This window comes from Pseudomonas sp. HP_12, assembly GCF_055283955.1.
The window spans coordinates 316,315-337,364 of record NZ_JBTOQG010000001.1 but is presented as its reverse complement, the minus strand read 5'-3'; the positions used below and the strand labels follow the sequence as shown (position 1 = coordinate 337,364).

The following is a 21,050-nucleotide window of genomic DNA, read 5'->3' as shown; positions in this document are numbered from 1 at the left end:
AAAACCATGCCAAACCAGCCCACCCCCGATGTCATCAAATCCGCCAGCCCCTCGACCGTTGCTTTGGCGCGGGGCTCGTTGTTCAAATTTGTGTTCCTGCTGGCAGGCGTGTTTCTGCTGGCCGCTTACCTGTTGGCGTTCCTCGCCCATGACCTCGATCACACCGAGGAGATCGAGAGCGCTTTCTACACCGACAAGGCGGTGCGCTCGCTGCAAAAAACGCTGACCGTCACGACCAAGGATTATGCGTTCTGGGGCGATGCCTACCGTTACCTGCACCTGAGTGTCGACCCCGACTGGGCCTTTGTCCGTCAGAACATCGGGCCGACGCTATTCAGCGATTTCGGATTCCAGGGCGTGTTCGTCATCGATGACACCGGCCGCACGGTGTATGCCGTGGTGGAAGGGCAACTGGAAAAGGTCGATGCCGAGCCGTGGCTGGGCCCTGCCAAGGACGCGTTGCTGGCCCAGGCCCGGGAGGGCGCCGAGACAGAAACCCCTGTTACCACTTTCATTGACTTGAACGGCACACCCGCGTTGGTCGCTGCAGCCGCCATCACCCCTGGCACCGATCCAAGCGTCGTGCCTGATGGCCGGACGCCCTCGGTGTTGATCTTCGTCGATGTGCTGGACGACGCCAAGCTGGCCGTTCTGGGCAAGGAATACGGCGTAGAGGGGTTGCACGTTGCAACGGCCGACGAGCGCGACCAGGTCTCGATCTTTCCGCTGGGCGAGGGCGGTGTCGCCGGCGCCTTGCACTGGACACCACCCAAGCCTGGCCAGCGATTGCTGGCCCTCGGTTTGCCGCTGATTGGCCTGGCCGCGGCGCTGGTGTGCCTGATGACCTGGGCGATCTTGCGTCGCACCACCGCCGCGGCGCGCTCCCTTGATGACAGTTACGCGTCCCTGCAAAAAAGCGAAAGCGCCCTCGCCACCAGCGAAGCGCGCTTTCGTGACGTGGTTGAAGCCAGCTCGGACTGGGTCTGGGAGATCGACAGCGAAGGGCGCTTCACTTACCTTTCCGACCGCTTCGAAAGCGTCACCGGCTTGAACCGCACGCAGTGGATCGGGGCACTGATGGACGACCTGCTGCAGACCGAGCTCGGCCGGGTGTCCCAGTGGCTGGCGATCCCCAACCGTCGCCCTGACATCACCATTCAGTGCCGCTACCTGGAGACCTGCGGCCGCGAGCGCATCAGTCGTCTGTCGGCGCGTTCTATGACGGCGAGTGGATTCCGTGGCACGGCCACCGATGTCACCGAAGAAGTGGAAGCCCGTCGGCGCATCGAGTTTCTCTCCCAGCACGACGCCCTGACCGGGCTGCCCAATCGGGTCCGCTTGCAGGAGTTTCTGGACGGCAAACTGAAAGCATTGCCAACCCTTGACCAGCCACTGGTGATGCTGAGCATTGACCTGGACCGCTTCAAGCCGGTGAACGACCTGCTCGGCCACGCCGCCGGCGACCGCGTGCTCAATGACGTGTCCAGTCGGCTGTCCGATTGCGTGCGCCATGGCGATCTGGTCGCGCGGGTGGGCGGCGACGAATTCGTGCTGATCCTCAGCGACGCCCAGACCCAGGACGAAGTCGAATCGCTGTGCCGGCGACTGATCGAGTCCATCGAACGCCCGGTGCAGATCGACGACCAGGAAATATTCGTCAGCGCCAGCATCGGCATCGCCATGGCACCCACCGATGCGCGCGAGGCGGCCGAGCTGCTGCGCTACGCCGATATCGCGCTGTATGAGGCCAAGGCCAGCGGTCGCGGCACCTGGCGGTTTTATGCTGGCGACATGAACGCCAAAATCATCGAGCGCAGGCGTCTGGAGAGCGACCTGCGCTATGCGATCAAACACAACGAACTGCGTCTGCATTTCCAGCCACGCTTTCGCATTTCCGATGGCAAGATGGTCGGCGCCGAAGCGCTGGTGCGTTGGCAGCATCCGCAGCGCGGTCTGATTCCGCCGGACACCTTCATTCCCATCGCCGAAGAAAGCGGGCTGATCATCCCCCTCAGCGACTGGGTCATGACCCAGGCATGCGGTGAAGCCGCGCGCTGGCCGAAACACCTGTTCATTTCCATCAACCTGTCGCCTGCCGAATTCAAGCGCGGCAACCTGCCGGCGCGCATTCAGTTCGCCCTCAAGGCCACCGGGATCGAGCCGTCGCGGGTCGAACTGGAGATCACCGAAGGGGTGATGATCGAGGACGCCGTGGGGGCGCTCGATGTCATGCAGACGCTGAAGCAGCTGGGGGTGCGCATCGCCATGGATGACTTCGGCACCGGTTATTCGTCGTTGAGTTACCTGCGCACGTTCCCCTTCGACGGGCTGAAGATCGACCGCAGCTTCCTGACCCGCCTCAGCGAAAGCGAAGGCGACCGCTCCATCGTGCAGGCCATTGTCGGACTGGGCCGGGCGCTTTCACTGACGGTCACGGCCGAGGGCATTGAAACCGCCGAGCATCTGGCATTGCTGAAGGCAGTGCAGTGCGAGGAAGGTCAGGGGTATTTTCTGAGTCATCCCCTGACCACGTCGGACTTCCACGCGCTGCTGGACGCGAGAAGTGCGGCAGCGGCGGATACAAACGTATAAAGTGCCCGCGCTGTCCCGGCAGCACCTCTTCCATCACATCCGCTGCCGCACCCGGCCACTGTTCATTTCTGGAGTGTTCATGACTCACCCGCGCGCTGTTTTCACCGAAGGCTCGGTGGCCCGGCACGTCATGGTGATGTCGAGCACCAGCGCGTTGAGCCTGCTCGCGGTGTTTCTGGTGGACATTTTCACGCTGCTCTACGTGTCGATGCTCCACGACCCGATGCTGCTCGCCGCGACCGGGGTGGCGAAGGTGCTGATCTTCCTCAACAGCGCCGTCTCCAGCGGCCTGATCATCGCCGCCGCCACGGTGTTGTCCGAGCGGATCGGTCATCGCGCATCGAAGGCGTCTTCGCGGCTGGTCACTCACTTGATGCTGATGGTGGTGATCGCGTCGGGCGCGGCGGCGGCGTTGCAACTGGCGCTACTGGTGCCGCTCACTCGCTGGCTCGGCGCGGACGCCAGCACCTACGAAGCCGCGCGGATTTTCATCTGGCTGACCCTGCCGTTCAGCGTGCTGCAATCGGCCATGCAAATGGCGGCACAGATCCTGCGAACCGCCGGCGACAGCCGCCGCGCCCTGTGCGTGGTGCTTTCGGGCGCGGCGACACTGGCCCTGGCCGATCCACTGTTCATTTTCGGCTTTGGCCTCGGGCTTGAGGGCGCGGGGATTTCCTATGCGCTGTCGGCGCTGGTGTCCCTGAGCCTGGGCATTTACTGGCTGCGGGCGCGGCTGGCGATGCCGTTTTCCATCCGCTGGCGACTGCTGCGCCTGCACACGCGCAAGGTCATGCGGGTCGGTTTGCCAGCGATGGTCGGGAATCTGGCGACGCCCGTTGGCCTGACCTATCTGGTTTCGTCGATCGGCGCCTATGGCACATCGGCGCTGGCCGCCATGTCGGTGATGGACCGCGTCATGCAGTTCGCTTACTGCGTGTTCTTTTCCCTGCCCAGCGCCCTCGCGCCAGTGCTAGGGCAGAACATCGGCGCCCATCGACACGCTCGTGTGGCCAGGGCCATTGGCTTCAGCCGCAAGCTGGTGATCGTCTACGGCCTGTTGGTCTGGGCCGTGCTGTTGCTGGCGGCGAATCCGCTGGCGGACACCTATCAACTGGAAGGCACCGGTCGGGCGATCTTTCTTGCGTTCTGCCACGTCGGCGGCGGGCTGTGGGCGCTGATCGGGCTGGATTTCGTCGCCATCGCGATGTTCGTCACCCTGGGCCGCCCATGGCTGGTGGCGCTGTTCGCCTGGCTGCGGGCGACGCTGGGCACCGTGCCGTTCGTGCTCGGCGGGATTCACCTGTTTGGCGCGGCCGGTGCGTTCCCGGCCATGCTGACCGGTAACGCATTGATCGCCGTGACTTCGATTACAATCGCGTCCCTGACCGCCAGACGGTTTTTTCAGCGCCGGGGCGCTGCCCAGGCCGTGGCGTGAGCAGGCCAATGCCGGGCTCTGTCAGGCTTTATCCGAATCAACGAGACAAGGTGTTATGACAGACGACGAATCAGGGAATGACTCGCCCGAGGTGGCCTCGCCGAAACGCCGCCGTGCGCCAAAGGGTGAAATGCGTCGCGCCGCCTTGCTCGATGCGGCGACGCTGATCTTCGCCCGCAATGGTTACTCCAGTGCGTCGATGAAGGACGTCGCGCAGCTCGCCGGCATCACCACCGTTGGCTTGCTGCATCACTTTCCCAACAAGGAAGCGCTGCTCAATGCGCTACTGGAGCGTCGGGATCAGCGGGTGGTGTCGCGGTTCAGTGAACTGACCATGGAGATGACGCTGGAGGGGTTCATCAAATTCGTGCGGATGAGCATGAGCTTCAGCGTCCAGGACGCGGCCGAATGCCAGGCAGCGATGGTGCTCAACACGGAAAGCCTGTCCGAGGCCCATCCGGCCTTCGACTGGTACAAGACGCGCTTTCACATCACCCACGAACATGCGCGGGGGCATCTGCAGGCGTTGATCGAGGCGGGAGAGGTGCGGCCGGACATCGACGTGAAGGCGCTCGCTCAGGAGATCTTTTCGGTCATGGACGGTGTGCAGATCCAGTGGCTCAGGGCCCCGGAAGATGTCGACGTGATGGCCGTATTCGAGGGCTATCTGCGCCGTTTGAACGCCGACCTTCAAGCTCGTCCCTGAGCTTGAAGTGACAGTTTGAACCCCGACCGGAAACCCGACCGGGTACCCACTCAGTAGGTTTGCGAAGCGCTGACCTGCACTGCCTTGCGCAGTGGCAGCGGCAGCGGGTTGCTGTCGCGGGTGGTCAGGTGTTCCGGGAACAGCGTGATCAAGGTGCGATCCAGCGGCAGGTCTTCGGAGTCCGGCCCTACGAGGATCTTGAACTTGCCGGCGTCCACATCCCAGCTGTCGGTCTTCTCGACGTAATACGCCAGGGAGCGCGAGTCGATCGGGATGCTCACGGTCTTGCTTTCACCCGGTTGCAGGTAAACCTTGGTGAAGCCCTTCAGCTCCTTCTCGGGACGGTCGACCGCCGGGTTGTTCGGGTGTACGTACAGCTGGGCCACTTCGAAGCCGGCCTTGTCACCGGTGTTGGTCACTTTGAAAGTGACATCGACGGTGCTGCCCGGCGCCATGACGTTGGTCGACAGCTTCAGGTCGCTGTAACCGAACGTGGTGTAGGACAGGCCGTAGCCGAACGGATACAGCGGCTTGGCGTGCTTCTTGTCATAACCGCGATAACCCATGTACAGGCCTTCGCTGTAGGTCATTTCGGTCAGCGCATTGTCGCCACGGTAGGCAGCCGGATCCGGGTACGACGCGTAGCTCGGGTTGTCCTCGATCTTCTTGTCGATGGTGATCGGCAGCTTGCCCGACGGGTTGACCTTGCCAAACAGAATCTCGGCCAGGGCCTGGCCGCCTTGCTGACCCGGGAACCAAGCTTGCAGCGATGCGCCGACCTTGTTGGCCCACGGCTGCATGTCCATCGAACCGCCGCCGTGCATGACCACTATGGTGTTGGGGTTGGCTTTGGTGACGAAGCTGATCAGCTCTGCTTGCTGGTCAGGCAGCTCGAAACCGTGGTCGGAACCTTCGCCTTCATGCTCGTAGTTGGAACCTGTTGCGATGACGACCGCGTCGTACTTCGACAGGTCCTTCGGTGGACGCAGCGCGGCCCAGCTCATCTGCACGCCAGTCACGCCACCCAGTGCCGGGATGAAGTTGCCCTGAATGCGTTGGTACTCAAGCTTCACCGAGTACGACTTGCCAGCCACCAGTGCGGCGGTTTTACCCGACGTCGTCAGCGCGTTGACCACGTCGGCAGAGTACGGCGCACCGTCGCTCTGCAGGACCAGCTCATCATTGACCCAGAGTTTGTACGGGCCGTCCGCACGGACCTTGAACACCTGGGCGCCGGAAACGGTCGGCTTGATGGTGGCCGTGTAACGCGCCGAAAACGCGCCCGGGGTCGGGCTGAAACCGGACACCGCGGTGGTGCCTGCGTTGGTTTCGTTGGTGCCGGTGGTCCAGTTGAGGTTCACGCCGGGTTCAACGCGGGTCACGACCGGGCTTCCGGAGAAGCTGGTGTTGGAGAAGTATTCCGCCTTCACGCCGGCGTTGTTGACGTTATTGCTGCCCACCGCAGGCTGAAACCAGGCCGAGGCTTTAGGGTTCAGGCTCAGCTCGGACAGGTAGGTGACGTTGGTGCTGCTGGACGCCAGTTGCTGCAGACCGCTCAGCTCGGTGACGTAGCTGTTGGGCGGCGAGTTGGCGGTGCCGAACGGCGACGCAGGCGCCTGATAGGCCCAGTCACCGATGACCGCGATCTTCGCGTCGCGCGCCAGCGGCAGCAGCGGTTTGCCGGCCGCCGTGTTCTCGTTGCGCAGCAGCACGATCGACTCACGCGCCGTGTTCAGCGATGCGCGCTGGCCGTACTCGGGGTGGTCCAGGGTCTTGGCGGTGTTGAGGTTTTCCTGGAAGTCGTAGCTGACGATGGCGCGCAGGTTGCGTTTGACCTTGTCGTCGATGACGTTCTGGCTCAACTGGCCGCTCCACACGTACGGCATCAGGTTGGCTTCGGTGAATTGCAGGCCCGACGGCATGTCGATGTCGGTGCCGGCCCAGGCGCCTTTGAACGCGTCATGGATTGCGTTGAAGTCACTGATCACGGTGCCCTGATAACCCCATTCACCCTTGAGCACGTCAGTGATCAGGTGATGGTTTTCACAGGCGTAATCGCCGTTGATCTTGTTGAAGCCACACATGATCGACGCGACGTTGGCGTTCTTCACCATCGACTCGAAGCCCGGCAGGTACAGCTCGCGCAGGGTACGCTCGTCGACCACCACGTTGACGGCCTGCCGGTTGGCTTCCTGCTCGTTGGCCAGGTAGTGCTTGCCGCTCGCCTGAATGCCCTGAGCCTGAATGCCGTTGACCACGGCCGGCGCCAGTACGGCGCCGATGAACGGGTCTTCACCGCTGGCGTATTCCGCCGAGCGCCCGTTGTACGGCGTGCGGTACAGGTTGACGCCGGGGGAGAGCATTTGCTGACCGCCGGAGATCCGCGTCTCGTAGGCAATCGCCAGACCGAATTCCTTGGCGCGGTTGATGCTCCAGGTCGCCGCGAGGGCGGACTGCGACGGGTACTGCGCGCCAAAGGTGGCGTTGTTGACGTGCACGCCCATGGAGGAGTCATAGGCGACGGTGCCCTTGATGCCCCATTTGAGCAAAGGCGGGATCATGTGGCCGTCGTTGACGCGGGTGAAGTTGATCTTCTCGGACTGATTCATGTTGTCGAGGATCGAACTGACCCGGGCTTCGACGGCGTTGCCGGTGGCAGGCGTGACCGCCGCCAGTGCCAGGTTGGCTTGCAGCACGCCAAGGGACAACAGGCTCAAGGCCAGGGTGTGTTTGAAGGCTGACATCGGGAATGCGCTCACTGGTCGCTGACGGTGGCCGGACGGCGGGGTGCGTGGGTCGGTCATGGCTTCTGCACCAGAACCGGCGCGTCACCGGTGTCGACCGGCGCATCGAGCATGGCGGAAGAGGTCTGGGTGGTCGGCACGGCAACCTTGTCGACGCCGGACAACTGATCGCGCTGTTTCTCAACATTTACGCGAAGTGTTTCTGCCGAGTTCGTTGTTTGGGTGTTCGTGGAGTCCGCCGCAACAGCAGCAAAACTGCAGGCGCCGAAAAGCACGACGCTGCAAACAGACAGCAGGGGTCTATTCATCGATTGTTTCTCGATTGATGGGGTGTGGAAAATATATGAACGCGCAAACCCGCCCCGTGAGAACAGGACGAACGTTAAGTCTGCGGAATCTACTGATTAGTTCAGGGTTTGCAAGATTATTTTTAAATTAGACGAGCGGTGATCGAAAAGCCGCGTTCAGGAGGGTTTCCGAGCAGGGCAGAGTGCTGGGTAGCAGACTATGAATCACTATTTAACGCAATAAATCACTCGTTTAATCGATTTAAGTGGCGATTAATTGCTCAGAATAACGGATAAACGTGACTTATATTGCTATGTGGAAAACCTAATTGCTATTAGGTTTAGCTTGCTGATAAGCTCTCTCCGCGCTGAGTAATCCTCGACCATTCAGACGACTGCATAGCCGCCTTAGTTGCCGATACACAGTCGCCAGCTATGGCGGTTAATAGCATTCAGTCGTTTAGTTATATTCAACTAAAAAGTACCCAAGTTAAACGCAGGCCGATTGAAAGCCGTTGGATGAATCATCCGCGGCTTATAGCGCGTGGGCGCTATTAAATAGCCGCCGTATTCATTAGTTAACCCTTCATCCAGACCCATAACCGCCATGCCCCTAAACCCGCTCGACGCCAGACAGTTGCAGATTCCGGACGCCGAGCAGGTCTGCGCATGGCTATCGGCGAACGCCGGGCTGAAGGCTGCTGATCTGGAGCGGGCGCGGCGCTTGATGGCCGAATCCGAAGGGTCCGGGCTGCTGGCTTTACTGACCCGCCTGGGGCTGGTCTCGGAAACCGAGATGGCCCGGGCCTGGGCGGCGCTGCTGCAGATACCAGTCCTGACGCTCGACGCGGCGGCCGACATGCTTGATCCCTTGCCGGCCCTGACCGAGCGCTTCATGCGGCATTTCCAGGTGGTGCCCCTGGCGTGGCGCGAAGACGGTCTGCACGTCGCCTCCGCAAACCCATGCGAGCAATACGCCTTCGAAGCCATCGCCTATTGCTGTCAGGTGCCGGTGTGGCTGTCGATCGGTTCGCGCAATGACGTCGACACCCTGATCGAGCGCTATTACGGCCAGGGCCGCAGCGCCATCGGCACGCTGATCGAATCCCTCGACGACCACAACGGCTCGCCCGAAGACATCGAGCACTTGAAGGACCTGGCGTCGGAAGCGCCGGTGATTCGGCTGGTCAACCTGATCCTGCAGCGGGCCGTCGAGCAGCGGGCCTCGGACATTCACATCGAGCCGTTCGAGAGCCAGTTGAAGGTGCGTTATCGCATCGACGGCGTGCTCCACGAAGCCGAAGCGCCGCCGTCCAGTTCCTCGGCAGCGGTGATCTCCCGGCTGAAAATCATGGCGCGCCTCGACATCGCCGAACGGCGCTTGCCCCAGGACGGCCGGATCATGCTGCGGATTCAGGGCAAGGAGCTGGACCTGCGGGTGAGCACGGTGCCTACCAGCTTTGGCGAATCGGTGGTGATGCGCCTGCTCGATCGACAAACCATCAACTTCGATTTCCCCAGCCTCGGGTTCGACGGCGAGCGCCTCGATGCCTTTCTGGCGGTGCTCGAGCGGCCCCACGGCATCCTGCTGGTGACCGGGCCGACCGGCTCTGGCAAAACCACCACGCTGTACACCGCGCTGTCGCGGCTCAACACGGCCGAACGCAAGATCATCACCGTTGAAGACCCGGTGGAATACCAACTCGAAGGGATCAATCAGATTCAGGTCAAACCGGCCATCGGTCTGGACTTCGCCGGGGCGCTGCGCTCCATCGTCCGCCAGGACCCGGACGTGATCATGATCGGTGAAATGCGCGATCTGGAAACCTGCCGCATCGCCATTCAGTCCTCGCTGACCGGCCATCTGGTGCTGTCGACGCTGCACACCAACAGCGCGGCGGCAAGTATCACGCGCTTGCTGGACATGGGCGTCGAGAGCTACCTGATCGCCTCGACAGTCAACGGCATTCTCGCCCAGCGCCTGGTGCGCCGCCTTGATCCGCTGACCCGCGAAGCCTTCGAAGCCCCCCAGGCGCTGATCGACGAACACGACCTGGAGCGCTTCACCGACCAGCGTCCGATTCTTCTGTACCGCCCGCGCACCGATGCGCCCGGCGGCGGTTATCGCGGCCGCAGTGCAATCACTGAACTGCTGGTGATGAACGAGGAGCTTCGCAGCCTGCTGATGAGCCGCGCCGATGCCTCGACGCTTGAGCAGGCCGCGCGGCGCGCCGGGTTGCGCACGCTGCATGAGGAAGGCCTGCGTCAGGCGGTGGCGGGGATTACCTCGCTGGAAGAAGTCCTGCGCGTGACCCGAGGCGAATGACATGACGCCGTTCAAATACCGCGCGCTGGACGGTCAGAGTGCTGAACACAATGGCCTGCTGGACGCCGCCGACCGTGACGCCGCCATCGCCTTGCTGCACAAGCGCGGCTTGATGGTCCTGCAGATCGACCCGTCGAGTCTGGGCGGTCTGCGTCAGGCCCTCGGCCGCGGCGCATTGAGCGGCGCCGCGCTGATGAGCTTCACCCAGCAACTGGCGACCCTGCTCGGCGCCGGCCAGCCGCTGGAACGCTCGCTGACCATCCTGCTGCGCCAACCCGGCCAGTCCCGGAACCAGATTCAGACCCGCGCGCTGATCGAGCGCATTCGCGAGCAGGTCAAGGCCGGCAAGCCGCTGTCGGTGGCGCTGGAAGAAGAGGGCCAGCAGTTTTCCCCGCTGTACATCAGCATGGTCCGCGCAGGGGAAGCCGGCGGCGCACTGGAAAACACCCTGCGTCAGCTCAGCGAGTACCTGGAGCGCAGCCAGATGCTGCGCGGCGAGGTGATCAACGCGCTGATCTACCCGGCGTTTCTGGTGGTCGGCGTGCTCGGCTCCCTGGCGCTACTGCTCGCGTATGTCGTGCCGCAATTCGTGCCGATCTTCCGCGACCTCGGCGTGCCGATTCCCTTCATCACCCAGGCGATTCTCTGGCTCGGGCAGTTCCTCAGTGAATACGGGCTGATACTGCTCGCCGGCAGCATCGCGTTGATCTGGATCATCGCCCTGCGCGCCCGCGATCCCCAACGCCGCTTGCGACGTGACCGGCGTCTGTTGCGCATGCGTGTGATCGGCCCGTTGCTGCAGCGCATCGAAGCGGCCCGGCTGGCGCGCACCCTCGGCACCTTGCTGAACAACGGCGTGGCGCTTTTGCAGGCGCTGGTCATCGCCCGGCAAGTCTGCAGCAACCGCGCGCTGCAGCAGCAGGTCGAGCAGGCCAGTGAATCGGTGAAAGGCGGCGGCACGCTGGCCAGTGCGTTCGGCGAGCAACCGCTGCTGCCGGACCTGGCCCTGCAAATGATCGAAGTCGGCGAACAGGCCGGCGAACTGGACACCATGTTGCTGAAGGTGGCCGACGTGTTCGACGTCGAGGCCAAACGCGGCATCGACCGCATGCTCGCCGCGCTGGTGCCGACCCTGACCGTGGTCATGGCGGTGCTGGTGGCGGTGATCATGCTGGCCATCATGCTGCCGCTGATGAGCCTGACCAGCAATATTTGAAGCCCACCCCCTTTCAATCAGAGAACCAGACCGATGCGCCGCACGCCGTTCACCGCTGTCACCCGCCGCCAGCGCGGCTTCACCCTGCTGGAAATGCTCGCGGTCATCGTGCTGCTAGGCATCGTCGCCACCATCGTTGTGCGTCAGGTCGGCGGCAACGTCGACAAGGGCAAGTACGGCGCCGGCAAGGCGCAGTTGGCGAGCCTGAGCATGAAGATCGAAAGCTACGGCCTGGACTTGGGTTCGCCGCCGAAAACCCTGCAGCAACTGGTCGAAAAACCGGCCAACGCCTCAGGCTGGGCCGGGCCGTACGCCAAGCCGTCGGACCTCAAAGACCCCTTCGGTCACGCCTTCGGCTATCGCTTTCCGGGTCAGCACGGCCCGTTCGACCTGATTTTCTACGGTCAGGACGGCCAGCCCGGCGGCGAAGGCTACAACGCCGACCTGGGCAACTGGGAGTAATCGGCGAGCATGAACGGGACTGGGGCAAGCCGCGGTTTTACCCTGCTGGAGATGCTGGTGGTCATCGTCTTGATGAGCATCGGCATCGGCGTGGTTGGCTTTGGCTTGCATAAGGGTTTGCAGCAGGCCGCGGACCGTCAGTTGCTCGGGCAAATGGTTCAGGCCCTGCGCACGACCCGCAGCGCGGCGATCATCAGCGGGCAGCCTCGGGAGACTTCATTTGATCTCGACCGCCGCACCTTTCAGGCCCCCGGCAAACGGCCCCAGCAATGGCCGGCTGAAGTGGGCGTGCAGCTGAACACGGCGGCGGATCTGAATGCAGCTGTCGCGTTCTACCCGGACGGCAGTTCCAGCGGCGGCAATCTGCTGGTGTTCCAGGGTGAGCGGCGCTGGCGCATCGACATCGGCTGGCTCACCGGCAGCGTCAAGAGCCGTGCTTTGCCATGAAGGCTCGCACCGGTCAGGCCGGTTTCACCCTGCTGGAAATGCTCGCCGCGCTGGTGGTCATGGCCCTGTGCGGTGGCGTGCTGTTGATGGCGTTCGGGCAAAGCGCTCGCTCGTTACAGCAGGTTGATCGCGCGGACCGGCTCAGTCAGGCAGCGCGTTCGGTGCTGGATGATCAGGCCGTCGGCGTGTTGCAACCGGGGCTGAGCAACGGCGTGATGGACGATGGCATTGAATGGGCAATGAACGTCTGGGCGTTGCCCACCGACGCCGGCCAGCCGCGAATGTTGCGGGTGAATGTGATCGTCAGCGAAGGCCGGCGTGAGGCGCGGTTCAGCACCCTGCGGCTGGTCAGTCCGGCCAGGGCGAGCACCCAATGAGCAAACGACAAACCGGTTTCACGCTGCTGGAAATCATGATCGTGCTGAGCCTGCTGGCGGTGCTGCTGACCCTGGTCGGCGGCGCGCTGGTGGGGGCGAATCGGGCGATGGTGAAGGCCGATCATTACACCTCACGGCTGGATGAGCGGCGGGCGGCCCAGGGCTTTTTGCGTCAGGCCATCTGCCAGGCGCTGCCGCTGGATCTCGCCGAAAACGACGCTTCCGGCGCGGGGCTGTTCGTGGGTTCGGCCCAGCGCATGCAGTTCGCCGCGACCTTGCCGGGCAACCTGGGCGGCGGCATTCAGCTGCACACCCTGGAGATGTCCGGGCCGGAAGCGGACCGTCGCTTGCAGATCGCCTTCGCCCAGGTCCAGGACAACGTATTGCGCGCGTGGGGTGAGCCCCAGGTGTTGCTTCACGGGGTAAACAGTTTGTCGTTGAGCTATCGCGGCGTGACGCCAAAAGGTGAGGCGACCGGCTGGCTGACTGAGTGGCCGTGGCCCAACCGTTTGCCCCGCGCCGTGCGCGTCGAGGTGCAGATGGACGGCCCGGTGAACTGGCCCAGCCAAATCATCGCCCTGCGGCTGGACCTGTCCGGCGGTGCATCCGGTGCTACGTCCGCTGCGGGAGGCGCGCAATGAATCGGCAGCGCGGCGTGGCCTTGTTGCTGGTGCTCTGGGCAGTGGCGACGCTGAGCCTGTTGCTCGGCGGTCTGGCCGGCTGGGTGCAGCTGGAAACCCGACAGGCTTTATGGCAGCGGCAGCACACCCAGGCGCTGCTGGCGGCCCAGGCCGGGATGAGCCTGGCGTTGCAGTCGTTGCTGGACCTGAATCACCGACCGCGCTGGATCGCCGACGGCCGCACCGTGCCGCTGGCCTTCGACGACGCGCAGATGGTGGTCAGCGTCAGCAGCGAGCGCGGCAAGCTCGATCTGAATGCGGCCAGCAACGAGGACATCACTCGGGTCGCCCAGGCCTGCGGCGCTGATCGCGACGAGGCGACCCGCCTGGGCCGTGCCTTACAGGCGCGTCGCGACGGCAGCGCTGCGCCGTTGCGGGTCATCGAAGAACTGCGCCAGGTCCCGGGGATGACCCAACGCCTATACCAGCGCATGGCCCCGGAAGTGACGCTGTGGAGCGGGCTGTCTCGGCCGGACGCCGCATTCGCCTCGCCGTTGCTGCGCAGCGCCTTGAATCTGCCGCAAGAGACAGCCACGGGCACCGACCCTGGCAGCGTGCTGAGCATCGACAGTCAGGCGCAACTGCCGGATGGCGTTGTCGCCCGGCTTCAGACCACCGTTCTACTGTCCCCATCGGAGGGTAACGCTCAGCCTTATCGGGTGCTGCGTTGGCAAGAATGAATTCACTCCTTTCAGTCCCTGCGCCGCTTCGGGCATACCTGGCCAACGTCGAACGGCGCTGGCAGGGCAGCGTGGCGCAACGTGTCTGGCAGCTCTGGCTGGCGGAATTGCGAAGCTGCGTGCCGGCGCGTTTGCGCCATCGCCTCAGCGCACAGGTACCCGTGCAGACCCATCGCTGGCCCATCACGATGCCCGGCCCCGAAGTGCAGGCCGGCGCCCGGCAAGTGTTGATGCTGCCGACCCCTTTGGTGATGATTCATCGCCTGCAGTTGCCGACGGCGGCGGCGCGGGATCTCACCGCCGTGGTCGGCTATGAGCTGGACAAATACACGCCGTATCCCCGCGACCAGTTGCTTTATGTAGTGCGCCAGGACGGCCGCAGCGCCGGGTGGTTGCAAGTCACCCTGATCGCCATCCTCCGCGAGCGCATGAACGCGATTCTGGCGGACTGCACCGCCCTCGGCTTGAAGCCGCAACGGGTGGACGTCTGGGCAGAGGACGGCACGCCGCTGGGCATCGACCTGCTGCCCGACGCCGCGCGTCCGGTGAATCCGCGCGCAGGCGTGGACCGGCGTCGTGTGCTTGGCGGGTCATGCGCCGTGCTGCTCATCACGCTGATGGGCCTGTGGCTGCACGATCGTCAGCAACGGCTGCAAGACATGCGCGCCACGGTGCAAGCCCAGAAAGCCGAGGTGGCGCAGGTCCAGCAACTGCGTCAGCAACTGACCAACACCCTCGGCGCCGCCGATTACCTGAACCGGCACAAGGCCGCGCGCCCGACCATGGCCGCGCTGATGAGTGAACTGACCGCCTGCCTGCCCGACGACACCTGGCTGGAGCAGCTCGAAATCGACGCTGACGACGTGTCGTTTTCCGGCCAGAGCGTGCGTGCCAGTGCGCTGATCGGCCGTTTGAAAGACTGCCGCAGCCTGGAAAACCCGCAGTTTCAGGGCGTGATCCAACCCGACGCCGCCAGCGGCAAAGAACGCTTCGCCTTGCACGCACGCCTGCATCAGGAGGCCACCGATGGGCCGAACACTGACACCCCGTGAACGTCGCGGCGCTGCATTGATCGTCCTCGCGCTGGTGATCGGCGCAGGCTACTGGCTGCTGATCGACAGTTGGTTCGCCGGCCCGCTGCGGGACATGGCCGAAGAGACCGAGCAACTCAAGTCCCAACAGCAGCGCTACGCCGGCGTGCTGCAGCAGCGCGAAAGCCTGACCGCAGCGCTGGAAACGGCCGCGCAGGACCCGGCCAGCAGCACGAGCCTGTTGACCGGCGAAGACCCCAGCGCCGTGGCCGCCGATCTCATGCAGCACGTCGCTGACGTCATCACTGCCCAAGGCGCGAACGGCGCCGGCTGCACGCTCACTCAACGGATGCCGATCACCCCGGAGCAGGACGGCAGCGAGCCGTTTCGCCAGGTCAAGGTCAGCGTCACCCTGGAATGCGCCATCGAGCCGTTGATGGCGGTGTTGCACGGGCTGGAGTATCAGCGGCCGTTGCTGTTCATCGATCACATGAGCGTGCGCCGCGCGAGCAGTGCGCCTGGCAAAGGCGGGGCAGGGCGGTTGACGGTGCAACTGCTGATTCGCGGCTATTTGCAGCCGGTGGCGGCCAAGGCAACTGCCGATCAACCCGACGCCGCGCAGGCCGCCCCATGATGCGATTCCCGATAACGGCCGAGCGCGCGCTGATGGCCGTCGCCCTTGTCCTGCTGGTGCTGATCGCTCTGGTGCTCAACGGCACCTGGCAGTCGGCGGACTGGCTGCCTGCCGAATCGGCTCATCGCCCGGCCGTCGCAGCAAAAACGCTGGTGTTGTCGCCCGTGGCATTGCCCAGTCTGGCCAACGCCTGGCAGACCCCGCTGTTCAGCGTCGACCGCCGACCGGACCTGCAACAGCCGGCCAATCAGGCAGCGTCCAGCCTGAGCGGGCTGACCCTGACCGGCGTGCTGCTCGACGGCACGGTGCAGCTGGCATTCATCAAACCGGCCACCGGCCCGGCGCTGAAAGTCCGCCTCAACGGGCCGTTGCCCAACGGCTGGACCCTACGCGCCATCAGCCCGACGAGTGCCACGTTTGGCCTCGGCGAGCGCAACGAAACCCTCACTGTCCGGCGCCTGCGATTGCCTGCGCCGTCGACCTCACCACCGCTTTCCCTTTCCCGTGAAGACCTCCATGAACCTGCCCCGTAATCCTTCCCTGCGCCGTGCCCGCAGCACCAAACCCGTCGCGACGCTGCGCTCGCCCTTGCTGTGCCTGGCGGCGGCCGTCGCCCTGAGCGGCTGCACCACTGCGCCGACGACCCTTGAGCCGGACAACGGCATGCTCCGCGAGGCGCTGGACGGAACCGGAAGCCAACGCCGGCCGGTCGACCCGCGCAGCGAACAAATGCCGGTCCAGGCACAAGCCAGTCCCGCGGACAGCTCGACGGCGACTACCGGTACCCGGCAAATCATCAGGGGCACCCAGCGCTTCGTGAAAACACCGGCGCCGACAGCCGCAACGCCTCGCGCGGCGGAAGGCGACATCGTCTTCAATTTCGCCAACCAGCCCATCGAAGCGGTGGTCAACAGCATCCTCGGCGACATGCTTCACGAGAGCTACACCATTGCCCAAGGGGTAAAGGGCGAAGTGAGTTTCTCCACGTCCCGGCCGGTCAATCCGCAGCAGGCGCTGTCGATTCTGGAGACCCTGCTGTCGTGGACCGACAACGCGATGATTCGCCAGGGCAATCGCTACGTAATCCTTCCGGCCAGCCAGGCGATTGCCGGCAAACTGGTGCCGGAAATGGCCGTGGCCCAGCCCTCTGCCGGGTTGTCGGCGCGGCTGTTCCCGCTGCGCTACATCTCCGCCACCGAGATGCAGAAGCTGCTCAAGCCGTTCGCCCGGGAGAACGCGTTCCTGCTGGTGGACCCTGCGCGCAATGTGCTGAGCCTGGCGGGCACCGCTGAGGAGCTGGGGAACTATCAGCAGACCATCGACACCTTCGACGTCGACTGGCTCAAGGGCATGTCGGTCGGCGTGTTCGGCCTGCAACGGGCCTCGGTCAGCGAGCTGATGCCGGAGCTGCAGAAGCTGTTCGGGCCGGACAGCGGCATGCCGTTGGCGGGGATGGTGCGCTTTCTGCCCATTGAGCGGACCAACTCGGTCGTGGCGTTTTCGTCCCAGCCTGAGTACCTGAACGAAGTGGGCACCTGGATTCGCACCATCGATGAGGGCGGCGGCAACGAGCCGCAGCTGTACGTGTACGACGTGCGCAACATGAAGGCCACTGACCTGGCGAAATACCTCAAGCAGATCTACGGCACGGGCGCGGTACAAGAGGAGAGCGCGGCGAAGGTCGCGCCGGGTTTGCGCACGCGCTCGATGTCATCGTTGACGGGGGGCACGTCTGGCGGTCTGGGTTCAGGTAGTGGATTGAATGGCAGCGCCGGTTTGAACAGCAATGGCCAAGGCGGCATGTCCCAGAACGGGACTCAGAACACGGCGACCTCGGACGACGAGCAGGAGCAAGACGCGGACACCAGCAGCGACAGCGGTTCCGACGACAGCACGTCATCGGCCACTGCCAGCTCGGGCAACGGGCAGAAAGGCTTGGACTCGACCACCCGCATCTCGGCGCAGAAGAGCAGCAACCAGCTGCTGGTGCGCACGCGGCCAGCGCAGTGGAAAGAGATCGAAGCGGCGATCAAACGTCTGGACAATGCGCCGCTGCAAGTGCAGATCGAAACGCGGATCCTCGAGGTCAAGCTGACCGGCGAGCTGGATCAGGGGGTTCAGTGGTACCTCGGTCGCCTGGCCGGCAATTCCACCAGCACAACCGTCGCCAACACTGCCGGCAGTCAGGGTGCGCTGGGGGGAGGCGGTGCCGGGCTGGGTTCAACGGATTCGCTGTTCTATTCCTTCGTCAGCACCAACCTGCAGGTAGCGATTCACGCGCTGGAAACCAACGGCCGCACCCAGGTGCTGTCGGCGCCGTCGCTGGTGGTGATGAATAACGAAAGCGCGCAGATTCAGGTCGGCGACAACATCCCCATCAGCCAGACCACCGTCAACACCGGCACCTCGGACACCACCCTGAGCAGTGTCGAGTACTTGCAGACCGGCGTGATTCTGAACGTCGTCCCGCGCATCAACCCAGGTGGTCTGGTGTACATGGACATTCAGCAGCAGGTCAGCGATGCCGACGACACCGTGACGGTGAACGGCAACCCGCGCATCTCGACGCGCTCGGTGTCGACTCAGGTCGCTGCGCAAAGCGGGCAGACCGTGTTGCTCGGCGGGCTGATCAAGCAGGACAACAGCGAGAGTGTCAGCGCCGTGCCGTACCTGGGCCGGGTGCCCGGGCTGGGCTGGCTGTTCGGCAATCGCAGCAAGTCCAGGGACCGCACCGAGTTGCTGGTGCTGATCACGCCGCGGGTCATCAACAGCAGCAGCCAGGCACGCCAGGTCACCGACGATTATCGTCAGCAGATGCAGTTGTTGAACGGCGCCGGCACGCCACAAGCCCTGCGCTAGACGCTCGCGCAGCTGTAACAAAGTTTTCCAGGGTGCGGGGTGTGAGCGCTAATATGGGCGGGAACGCTTGCGAACGGGCGGCTCGGACGTCCCGTTTTCGCCCACTTCCCACACGGGAGCCATCACCGGCCCCAACACGGAAAACCAACGATGATCTTGAGAGTGACTGGGGTGGTGATGGCGATTTTCGCCATTGCCCTGTTGTACATGGGTGCGCAACTGGTGGCCGCCGGCGGCTCGGCGGCGTACTCGATTATTGCCCTCGCGGTATTGGCTTCGGCGGTGCTGCTGATGCTGAAGAAGCAATCAGCGCTGACGGTGTATGCGCTGCTGATGTGGGGGATTCTGATCTGGATCGTCTACGAGGTCGGCTTCGACAAATGGCAGTGGATTCCGCGCGGCGACCTTTTCGCGCTGCTGGGTCTGTGGCTGGCGCTGCCGTGGGTGGTGCGTCCGCTGTACAAGGCGCAGAACCCGGGCGACACGCGCCGCTTCCATCCGTTTCTGGGTGGCACCGTGGGCGTGATGATACTGATCGTGCTGGCGGTGATGTTCTACGACCCGTACCCGGTGGCCGGCAAGATCGACACCCCGCAGGCGACGCGCAGCACGGGCGAAGCCGCTAACGACTGGGTCGCCTACGGCGGCACCAACGACGGTCAGCGTTTCTCCAGCCTCGACCAGATCAATGCGGGCAACGTGAAGAAGCTCTCGGTGGCGTGGGAATACCACACCGGCGATCTGCGCGATGCCGCCAAAGACGCCGGCGAGTACACCTTCGAAGCCACGCCGCTGAAGGTCAACAACCGGGTCTATGTCTGCACCGCACACAACGAAGTGCACGCGTTGAATCCTGAAACCGGCAAGCTGGACTGGAAGTGGGAACCGGAGAAAAACCGCTCCTACCTGCAGCAGCATCAGACCTGCCGCGGGGTCAGTTACTACGCGTCGGCCGCAACGGCTGCGGCCGATGCCTCGCCGAGCCAGTGCGCCAAACGCATCCTCACCGCCACGACTGACGCGAAGCTGGTAGCCCTCGACGCCGATACCGGCAAGCTGTGCAGCGATTTCGGCAACAACGGCGTGGTCGATCTCAGCGCCAATATGGGCGATATCCGTCCCCACGCGTTGATGCAGACGGCAGCGCCGCTGATCGCCGGTGATCTGGTCATCGTCGGCGGTTCGGTGATGGACAACGGCTACAACGACGGCAACCCGTCGGGGGTGATCCGCGCCTACAACGCCATGACCGGCCAGTTGGTGTGGAATTTCGATCCGGCCAACCCGGCCATGACCCAGCCCATCGCGGCCGACCAGACCTACCCGCAGGACACACCCGTGGCGTGGGGCACCTTGAGCGCCGACATGAAAAACGGCCTGGTGTTTGTGCCGTTCGGCAACGCCTCGCCGGACGAGCTGGGCATCAACCGCGACCCGAACAGCAACACGGAAAAATTCCGCGACACCCTGGTGGCCCTGGACTTGAACACCGGTGCGTTCAAGTGGAAATTCCAGTCGTCGAACAACGACCTGTGGGACCGCGATAACCCCTCGCAGCCGACCCTGATGGACGTGGGCAAAGAGGGCAGCAAGCAACCGGCGCTGATCCTGCCGACCAAAGTGGGCAACATCTTTGTGCTGAACCGGCTGACCGGCGAACCGATTTTTCCGGTCGATCAGGTCAAGGTGTCGACCCAGGGCGGCGTGCCGGGCGAGCATTTCGCGCCGACCCAGCCGGTGTCGAAGATCAACTTCATCCCGGAACCGCTGAGCGAAAAATCGATGTGGGGCCTGACGCCGTTCGATCAGATGTCCTGCCGCACGACCTACAACACGCTGCGCTACGACGGCAATCCATGGACGCCGAGCACCGAGCAGGGGTCGCTGATCTTCCCGGGCAACATCGGGGCGTTCAACTGGGGCTCGGTGGCGGTCGACCCGGATCGGCAGATTCTGATCGCCGCGCCGGTGCGTCTGGCCTACACCTATCACCTGATCAAGCGCACCCCGGAAACCGCCGAGAAACGGCTGTTCACCCAGGACGGCACGCCGTACTGGAACGAGAACTTCAACGGTGACTACGCGATTCGCATCAAGCAGTTCGCCTCGGCGCTGGGCGTGCCGTGCATTGCGCCGCCGTGGGGCCGCATGGTCGGGGTTGACCTGACCACCGGCAACACCGAGTGGATGCGCCGCACCGGCACCACCCAAAACCTCAAGACCAGCTTCCTGCCGGGCCGCTTCCCGATCGGCTTCCCGATGGGCATGGTCGCCCACGGCGGTCCGCTGGTGACGGCGGGCGGCGTGGTGTTCCATGGCGCCACGGCGGACAACTTTATCCGCGCGTACGACATCAACACCGGTGACGTGCTCTGGGAGAAGGAGCTGCCAGCGGGCGGCCAGGCGACGCCTTCGACTTACATGGGCAGCGACGGCAAGCAGTACGTCGTCATCTCGGCCGGCGGGCACGGCTCGCTCGGTACCACGTTGGGCGACAGCGTGATTGCGTTTCGTCTGGATTGATTGACTGACGTGTGAAAAGGCCGTGACGCAGTGGTGCGTCACGGCCTTTTT

General features: G+C 63.9%; 17 protein-coding genes. 15 read left to right on the top strand and 2 right to left on the bottom strand.

The genetic code is table 11. The features are described 5' to 3' along the window. The first annotated feature begins 6 nt into the window (after positions 1-6). From ACYASU_RS01470 to ACYASU_RS01460, 3 genes are all read left to right on the top strand, one after another. Positions 7-2,592: a bifunctional diguanylate cyclase/phosphodiesterase gene (locus ACYASU_RS01470; protein ID WP_463581702.1), complete on the top strand. Its 2,586-nt coding sequence runs from the start codon at positions 7-9 to the stop codon at positions 2,590-2,592. Positions 2,593-2,671: 79 nt separating this feature from the next. After that, positions 2,672-4,027, top strand: a complete 1,356-nt coding sequence (locus ACYASU_RS01465) for an MATE family efflux transporter (RefSeq protein ID WP_463581701.1) — start codon at positions 2,672-2,674, stop codon at positions 4,025-4,027. A 55-nt stretch (positions 4,028-4,082) separates the two neighbouring features. Continuing rightward, entirely contained in the window at positions 4,083-4,733 is a 651-nt protein-coding gene (locus ACYASU_RS01460; RefSeq protein WP_463581700.1) for a TetR/AcrR family transcriptional regulator, read from the top strand. Positions 4,734-4,783: 50 nt separating this feature from the next. On the opposite strand, the gene ACYASU_RS01455 is transcribed toward ACYASU_RS01460, so the two are convergent. Both ACYASU_RS01455 and ACYASU_RS01450 read right to left on the bottom strand, forming a co-directional pair. Then, complete coding sequence (locus tag ACYASU_RS01455) at positions 4,784-7,477, bottom strand: beta-glucosidase (protein ID WP_463581826.1); 2,694 nt, start codon at positions 7,475-7,477, stop codon at positions 4,784-4,786. Positions 7,478-7,533: 56 nt separating this feature from the next. Beyond that, on the bottom strand, positions 7,534-7,785 hold the full coding sequence (locus tag ACYASU_RS01450; protein WP_463581699.1) for a hypothetical protein: 252 nt from the start codon (positions 7,783-7,785) through the stop codon (positions 7,534-7,536). Positions 7,786-8,371: 586 nt separating this feature from the next. On the opposite strand from ACYASU_RS01450, the gene gspE reads away from it, so the two are divergent. The 12 genes from gspE (at position 8,372) to ACYASU_RS01390 (ending at position 20,999) form a co-directional block, all read left to right on the top strand. Next, positions 8,372-10,090 (top strand): type II secretion system ATPase GspE, encoded by a 1,719-nt coding sequence (gene gspE / locus ACYASU_RS01445; RefSeq protein WP_463581698.1) that lies wholly within the window; start codon positions 8,372-8,374, stop codon positions 10,088-10,090. Between the two features lies 1 nt (position 10,091). Further along, the gene (gene gspF, locus ACYASU_RS01440) at positions 10,092-11,306 is read left to right on the top strand and encodes a type II secretion system inner membrane protein GspF (protein ID WP_463581697.1); all 1,215 of its coding nucleotides are present in this window, start codon (positions 10,092-10,094) and stop codon (positions 11,304-11,306) included. A 33-nt stretch (positions 11,307-11,339) separates the two neighbouring features. Then, entirely contained in the window at positions 11,340-11,768 is a 429-nt protein-coding gene (gene gspG, locus ACYASU_RS01435) for a type II secretion system major pseudopilin GspG (protein WP_463581696.1), read from the top strand. A 9-nt stretch (positions 11,769-11,777) separates the two neighbouring features. Next, entirely contained in the window at positions 11,778-12,215 is a 438-nt protein-coding gene (locus tag ACYASU_RS01430; RefSeq protein ID WP_463581695.1) for a GspH/FimT family pseudopilin, read from the top strand. After that, on the top strand, positions 12,212-12,592 hold the full coding sequence (locus ACYASU_RS01425; protein ID WP_463581694.1) for a type II secretion system protein: 381 nt from the start codon (positions 12,212-12,214) through the stop codon (positions 12,590-12,592). Before ACYASU_RS01430 ends, ACYASU_RS01425 begins: the two co-directional genes overlap by 4 nt. After that, positions 12,589-13,233: a prepilin-type N-terminal cleavage/methylation domain-containing protein gene (locus ACYASU_RS01420; protein ID WP_463581693.1), complete on the top strand. Its 645-nt coding sequence runs from the start codon at positions 12,589-12,591 to the stop codon at positions 13,231-13,233. Before ACYASU_RS01425 ends, ACYASU_RS01420 begins: the two co-directional genes overlap by 4 nt. After that, positions 13,230-13,952 carry a type II secretion system minor pseudopilin gene (locus ACYASU_RS01415; RefSeq protein ID WP_463581692.1) on the top strand — a complete coding sequence of 241 codons (723 nt, stop codon included), beginning with the start codon at positions 13,230-13,232 and terminating at the stop codon, positions 13,950-13,952. The genes ACYASU_RS01420 and ACYASU_RS01415 overlap by 4 nt, the downstream gene beginning before the upstream one ends. Continuing rightward, a complete protein-coding gene (locus tag ACYASU_RS01410) occupies positions 13,949-15,004 on the top strand; it encodes a PilN domain-containing protein (RefSeq protein WP_463581691.1) in 1,056 nt (351 codons plus the stop codon). Before ACYASU_RS01415 ends, ACYASU_RS01410 begins: the two co-directional genes overlap by 4 nt. Beyond that, entirely contained in the window at positions 14,979-15,617 is a 639-nt protein-coding gene (gspM, locus tag ACYASU_RS01405; RefSeq protein WP_463581690.1) for a type II secretion system protein GspM, read from the top strand. Before ACYASU_RS01410 ends, gspM begins: the two co-directional genes overlap by 26 nt. Further along, complete coding sequence (locus tag ACYASU_RS01400) at positions 15,614-16,150, top strand: hypothetical protein (protein ID WP_463581689.1); 537 nt, start codon at positions 15,614-15,616, stop codon at positions 16,148-16,150. Before gspM ends, ACYASU_RS01400 begins: the two co-directional genes overlap by 4 nt. After that, positions 16,134-18,476 (top strand): type II secretion system secretin GspD, encoded by a 2,343-nt coding sequence (gene gspD / locus ACYASU_RS01395; protein ID WP_463581688.1) that lies wholly within the window; start codon positions 16,134-16,136, stop codon positions 18,474-18,476. The genes ACYASU_RS01400 and gspD overlap by 17 nt, the downstream gene beginning before the upstream one ends. 150 nt (positions 18,477-18,626) lie before the next feature. Beyond that, positions 18,627-20,999: a membrane-bound PQQ-dependent dehydrogenase, glucose/quinate/shikimate family gene (locus tag ACYASU_RS01390; RefSeq protein WP_463581687.1), complete on the top strand. Its 2,373-nt coding sequence runs from the start codon at positions 18,627-18,629 to the stop codon at positions 20,997-20,999. Positions 21,000-21,050 lie beyond the last annotated feature (51 nt).

What these genes read in the sequence shown, in the direction of transcription:
- ACYASU_RS01470 (WP_463581702.1), top strand. Translation starts at nt 7, where the DNA reads ATGCCAAACCAGCCCACCCCCGATGTCATCAAATCCGCCAGCCCCTCG.
- ACYASU_RS01465 (WP_463581701.1), top strand. Translation starts at nt 2,672, where the DNA reads ATGACTCACCCGCGCGCTGTTTTCACCGAAGGCTCGGTGGCCCGGCAC.
- ACYASU_RS01460 (WP_463581700.1), top strand. Translation starts at nt 4,083, where the DNA reads ATGACAGACGACGAATCAGGGAATGACTCGCCCGAGGTGGCCTCGCCG.
- ACYASU_RS01455 (WP_463581826.1), bottom strand. Translation starts at nt 7,477, where the DNA reads ATGTCAGCCTTCAAACACACCCTGGCCTTGAGCCTGTTGTCCCTTGGC.
- ACYASU_RS01450 (WP_463581699.1), bottom strand. Translation starts at nt 7,785, where the DNA reads ATGAATAGACCCCTGCTGTCTGTTTGCAGCGTCGTGCTTTTCGGCGCC.
- gspE (WP_463581698.1), top strand. Translation starts at nt 8,372, where the DNA reads ATGCCCCTAAACCCGCTCGACGCCAGACAGTTGCAGATTCCGGACGCC.
- gspF (WP_463581697.1), top strand. Translation starts at nt 10,092, where the DNA reads ATGACGCCGTTCAAATACCGCGCGCTGGACGGTCAGAGTGCTGAACAC.
- gspG (WP_463581696.1), top strand. Translation starts at nt 11,340, where the DNA reads ATGCGCCGCACGCCGTTCACCGCTGTCACCCGCCGCCAGCGCGGCTTC.
- ACYASU_RS01430 (WP_463581695.1), top strand. Translation starts at nt 11,778, where the DNA reads ATGAACGGGACTGGGGCAAGCCGCGGTTTTACCCTGCTGGAGATGCTG.
- ACYASU_RS01425 (WP_463581694.1), top strand. Translation starts at nt 12,212, where the DNA reads ATGAAGGCTCGCACCGGTCAGGCCGGTTTCACCCTGCTGGAAATGCTC.
- ACYASU_RS01420 (WP_463581693.1), top strand. Translation starts at nt 12,589, where the DNA reads ATGAGCAAACGACAAACCGGTTTCACGCTGCTGGAAATCATGATCGTG.
- ACYASU_RS01415 (WP_463581692.1), top strand. Translation starts at nt 13,230, where the DNA reads ATGAATCGGCAGCGCGGCGTGGCCTTGTTGCTGGTGCTCTGGGCAGTG.
- ACYASU_RS01410 (WP_463581691.1), top strand. Translation starts at nt 13,949, where the DNA reads ATGAATTCACTCCTTTCAGTCCCTGCGCCGCTTCGGGCATACCTGGCC.
- gspM (WP_463581690.1), top strand. Translation starts at nt 14,979, where the DNA reads ATGGGCCGAACACTGACACCCCGTGAACGTCGCGGCGCTGCATTGATC.
- ACYASU_RS01400 (WP_463581689.1), top strand. Translation starts at nt 15,614, where the DNA reads ATGATGCGATTCCCGATAACGGCCGAGCGCGCGCTGATGGCCGTCGCC.
- gspD (WP_463581688.1), top strand. Translation starts at nt 16,134, where the DNA reads ATGAACCTGCCCCGTAATCCTTCCCTGCGCCGTGCCCGCAGCACCAAA.
- ACYASU_RS01390 (WP_463581687.1), top strand. Translation starts at nt 18,627, where the DNA reads ATGATCTTGAGAGTGACTGGGGTGGTGATGGCGATTTTCGCCATTGCC.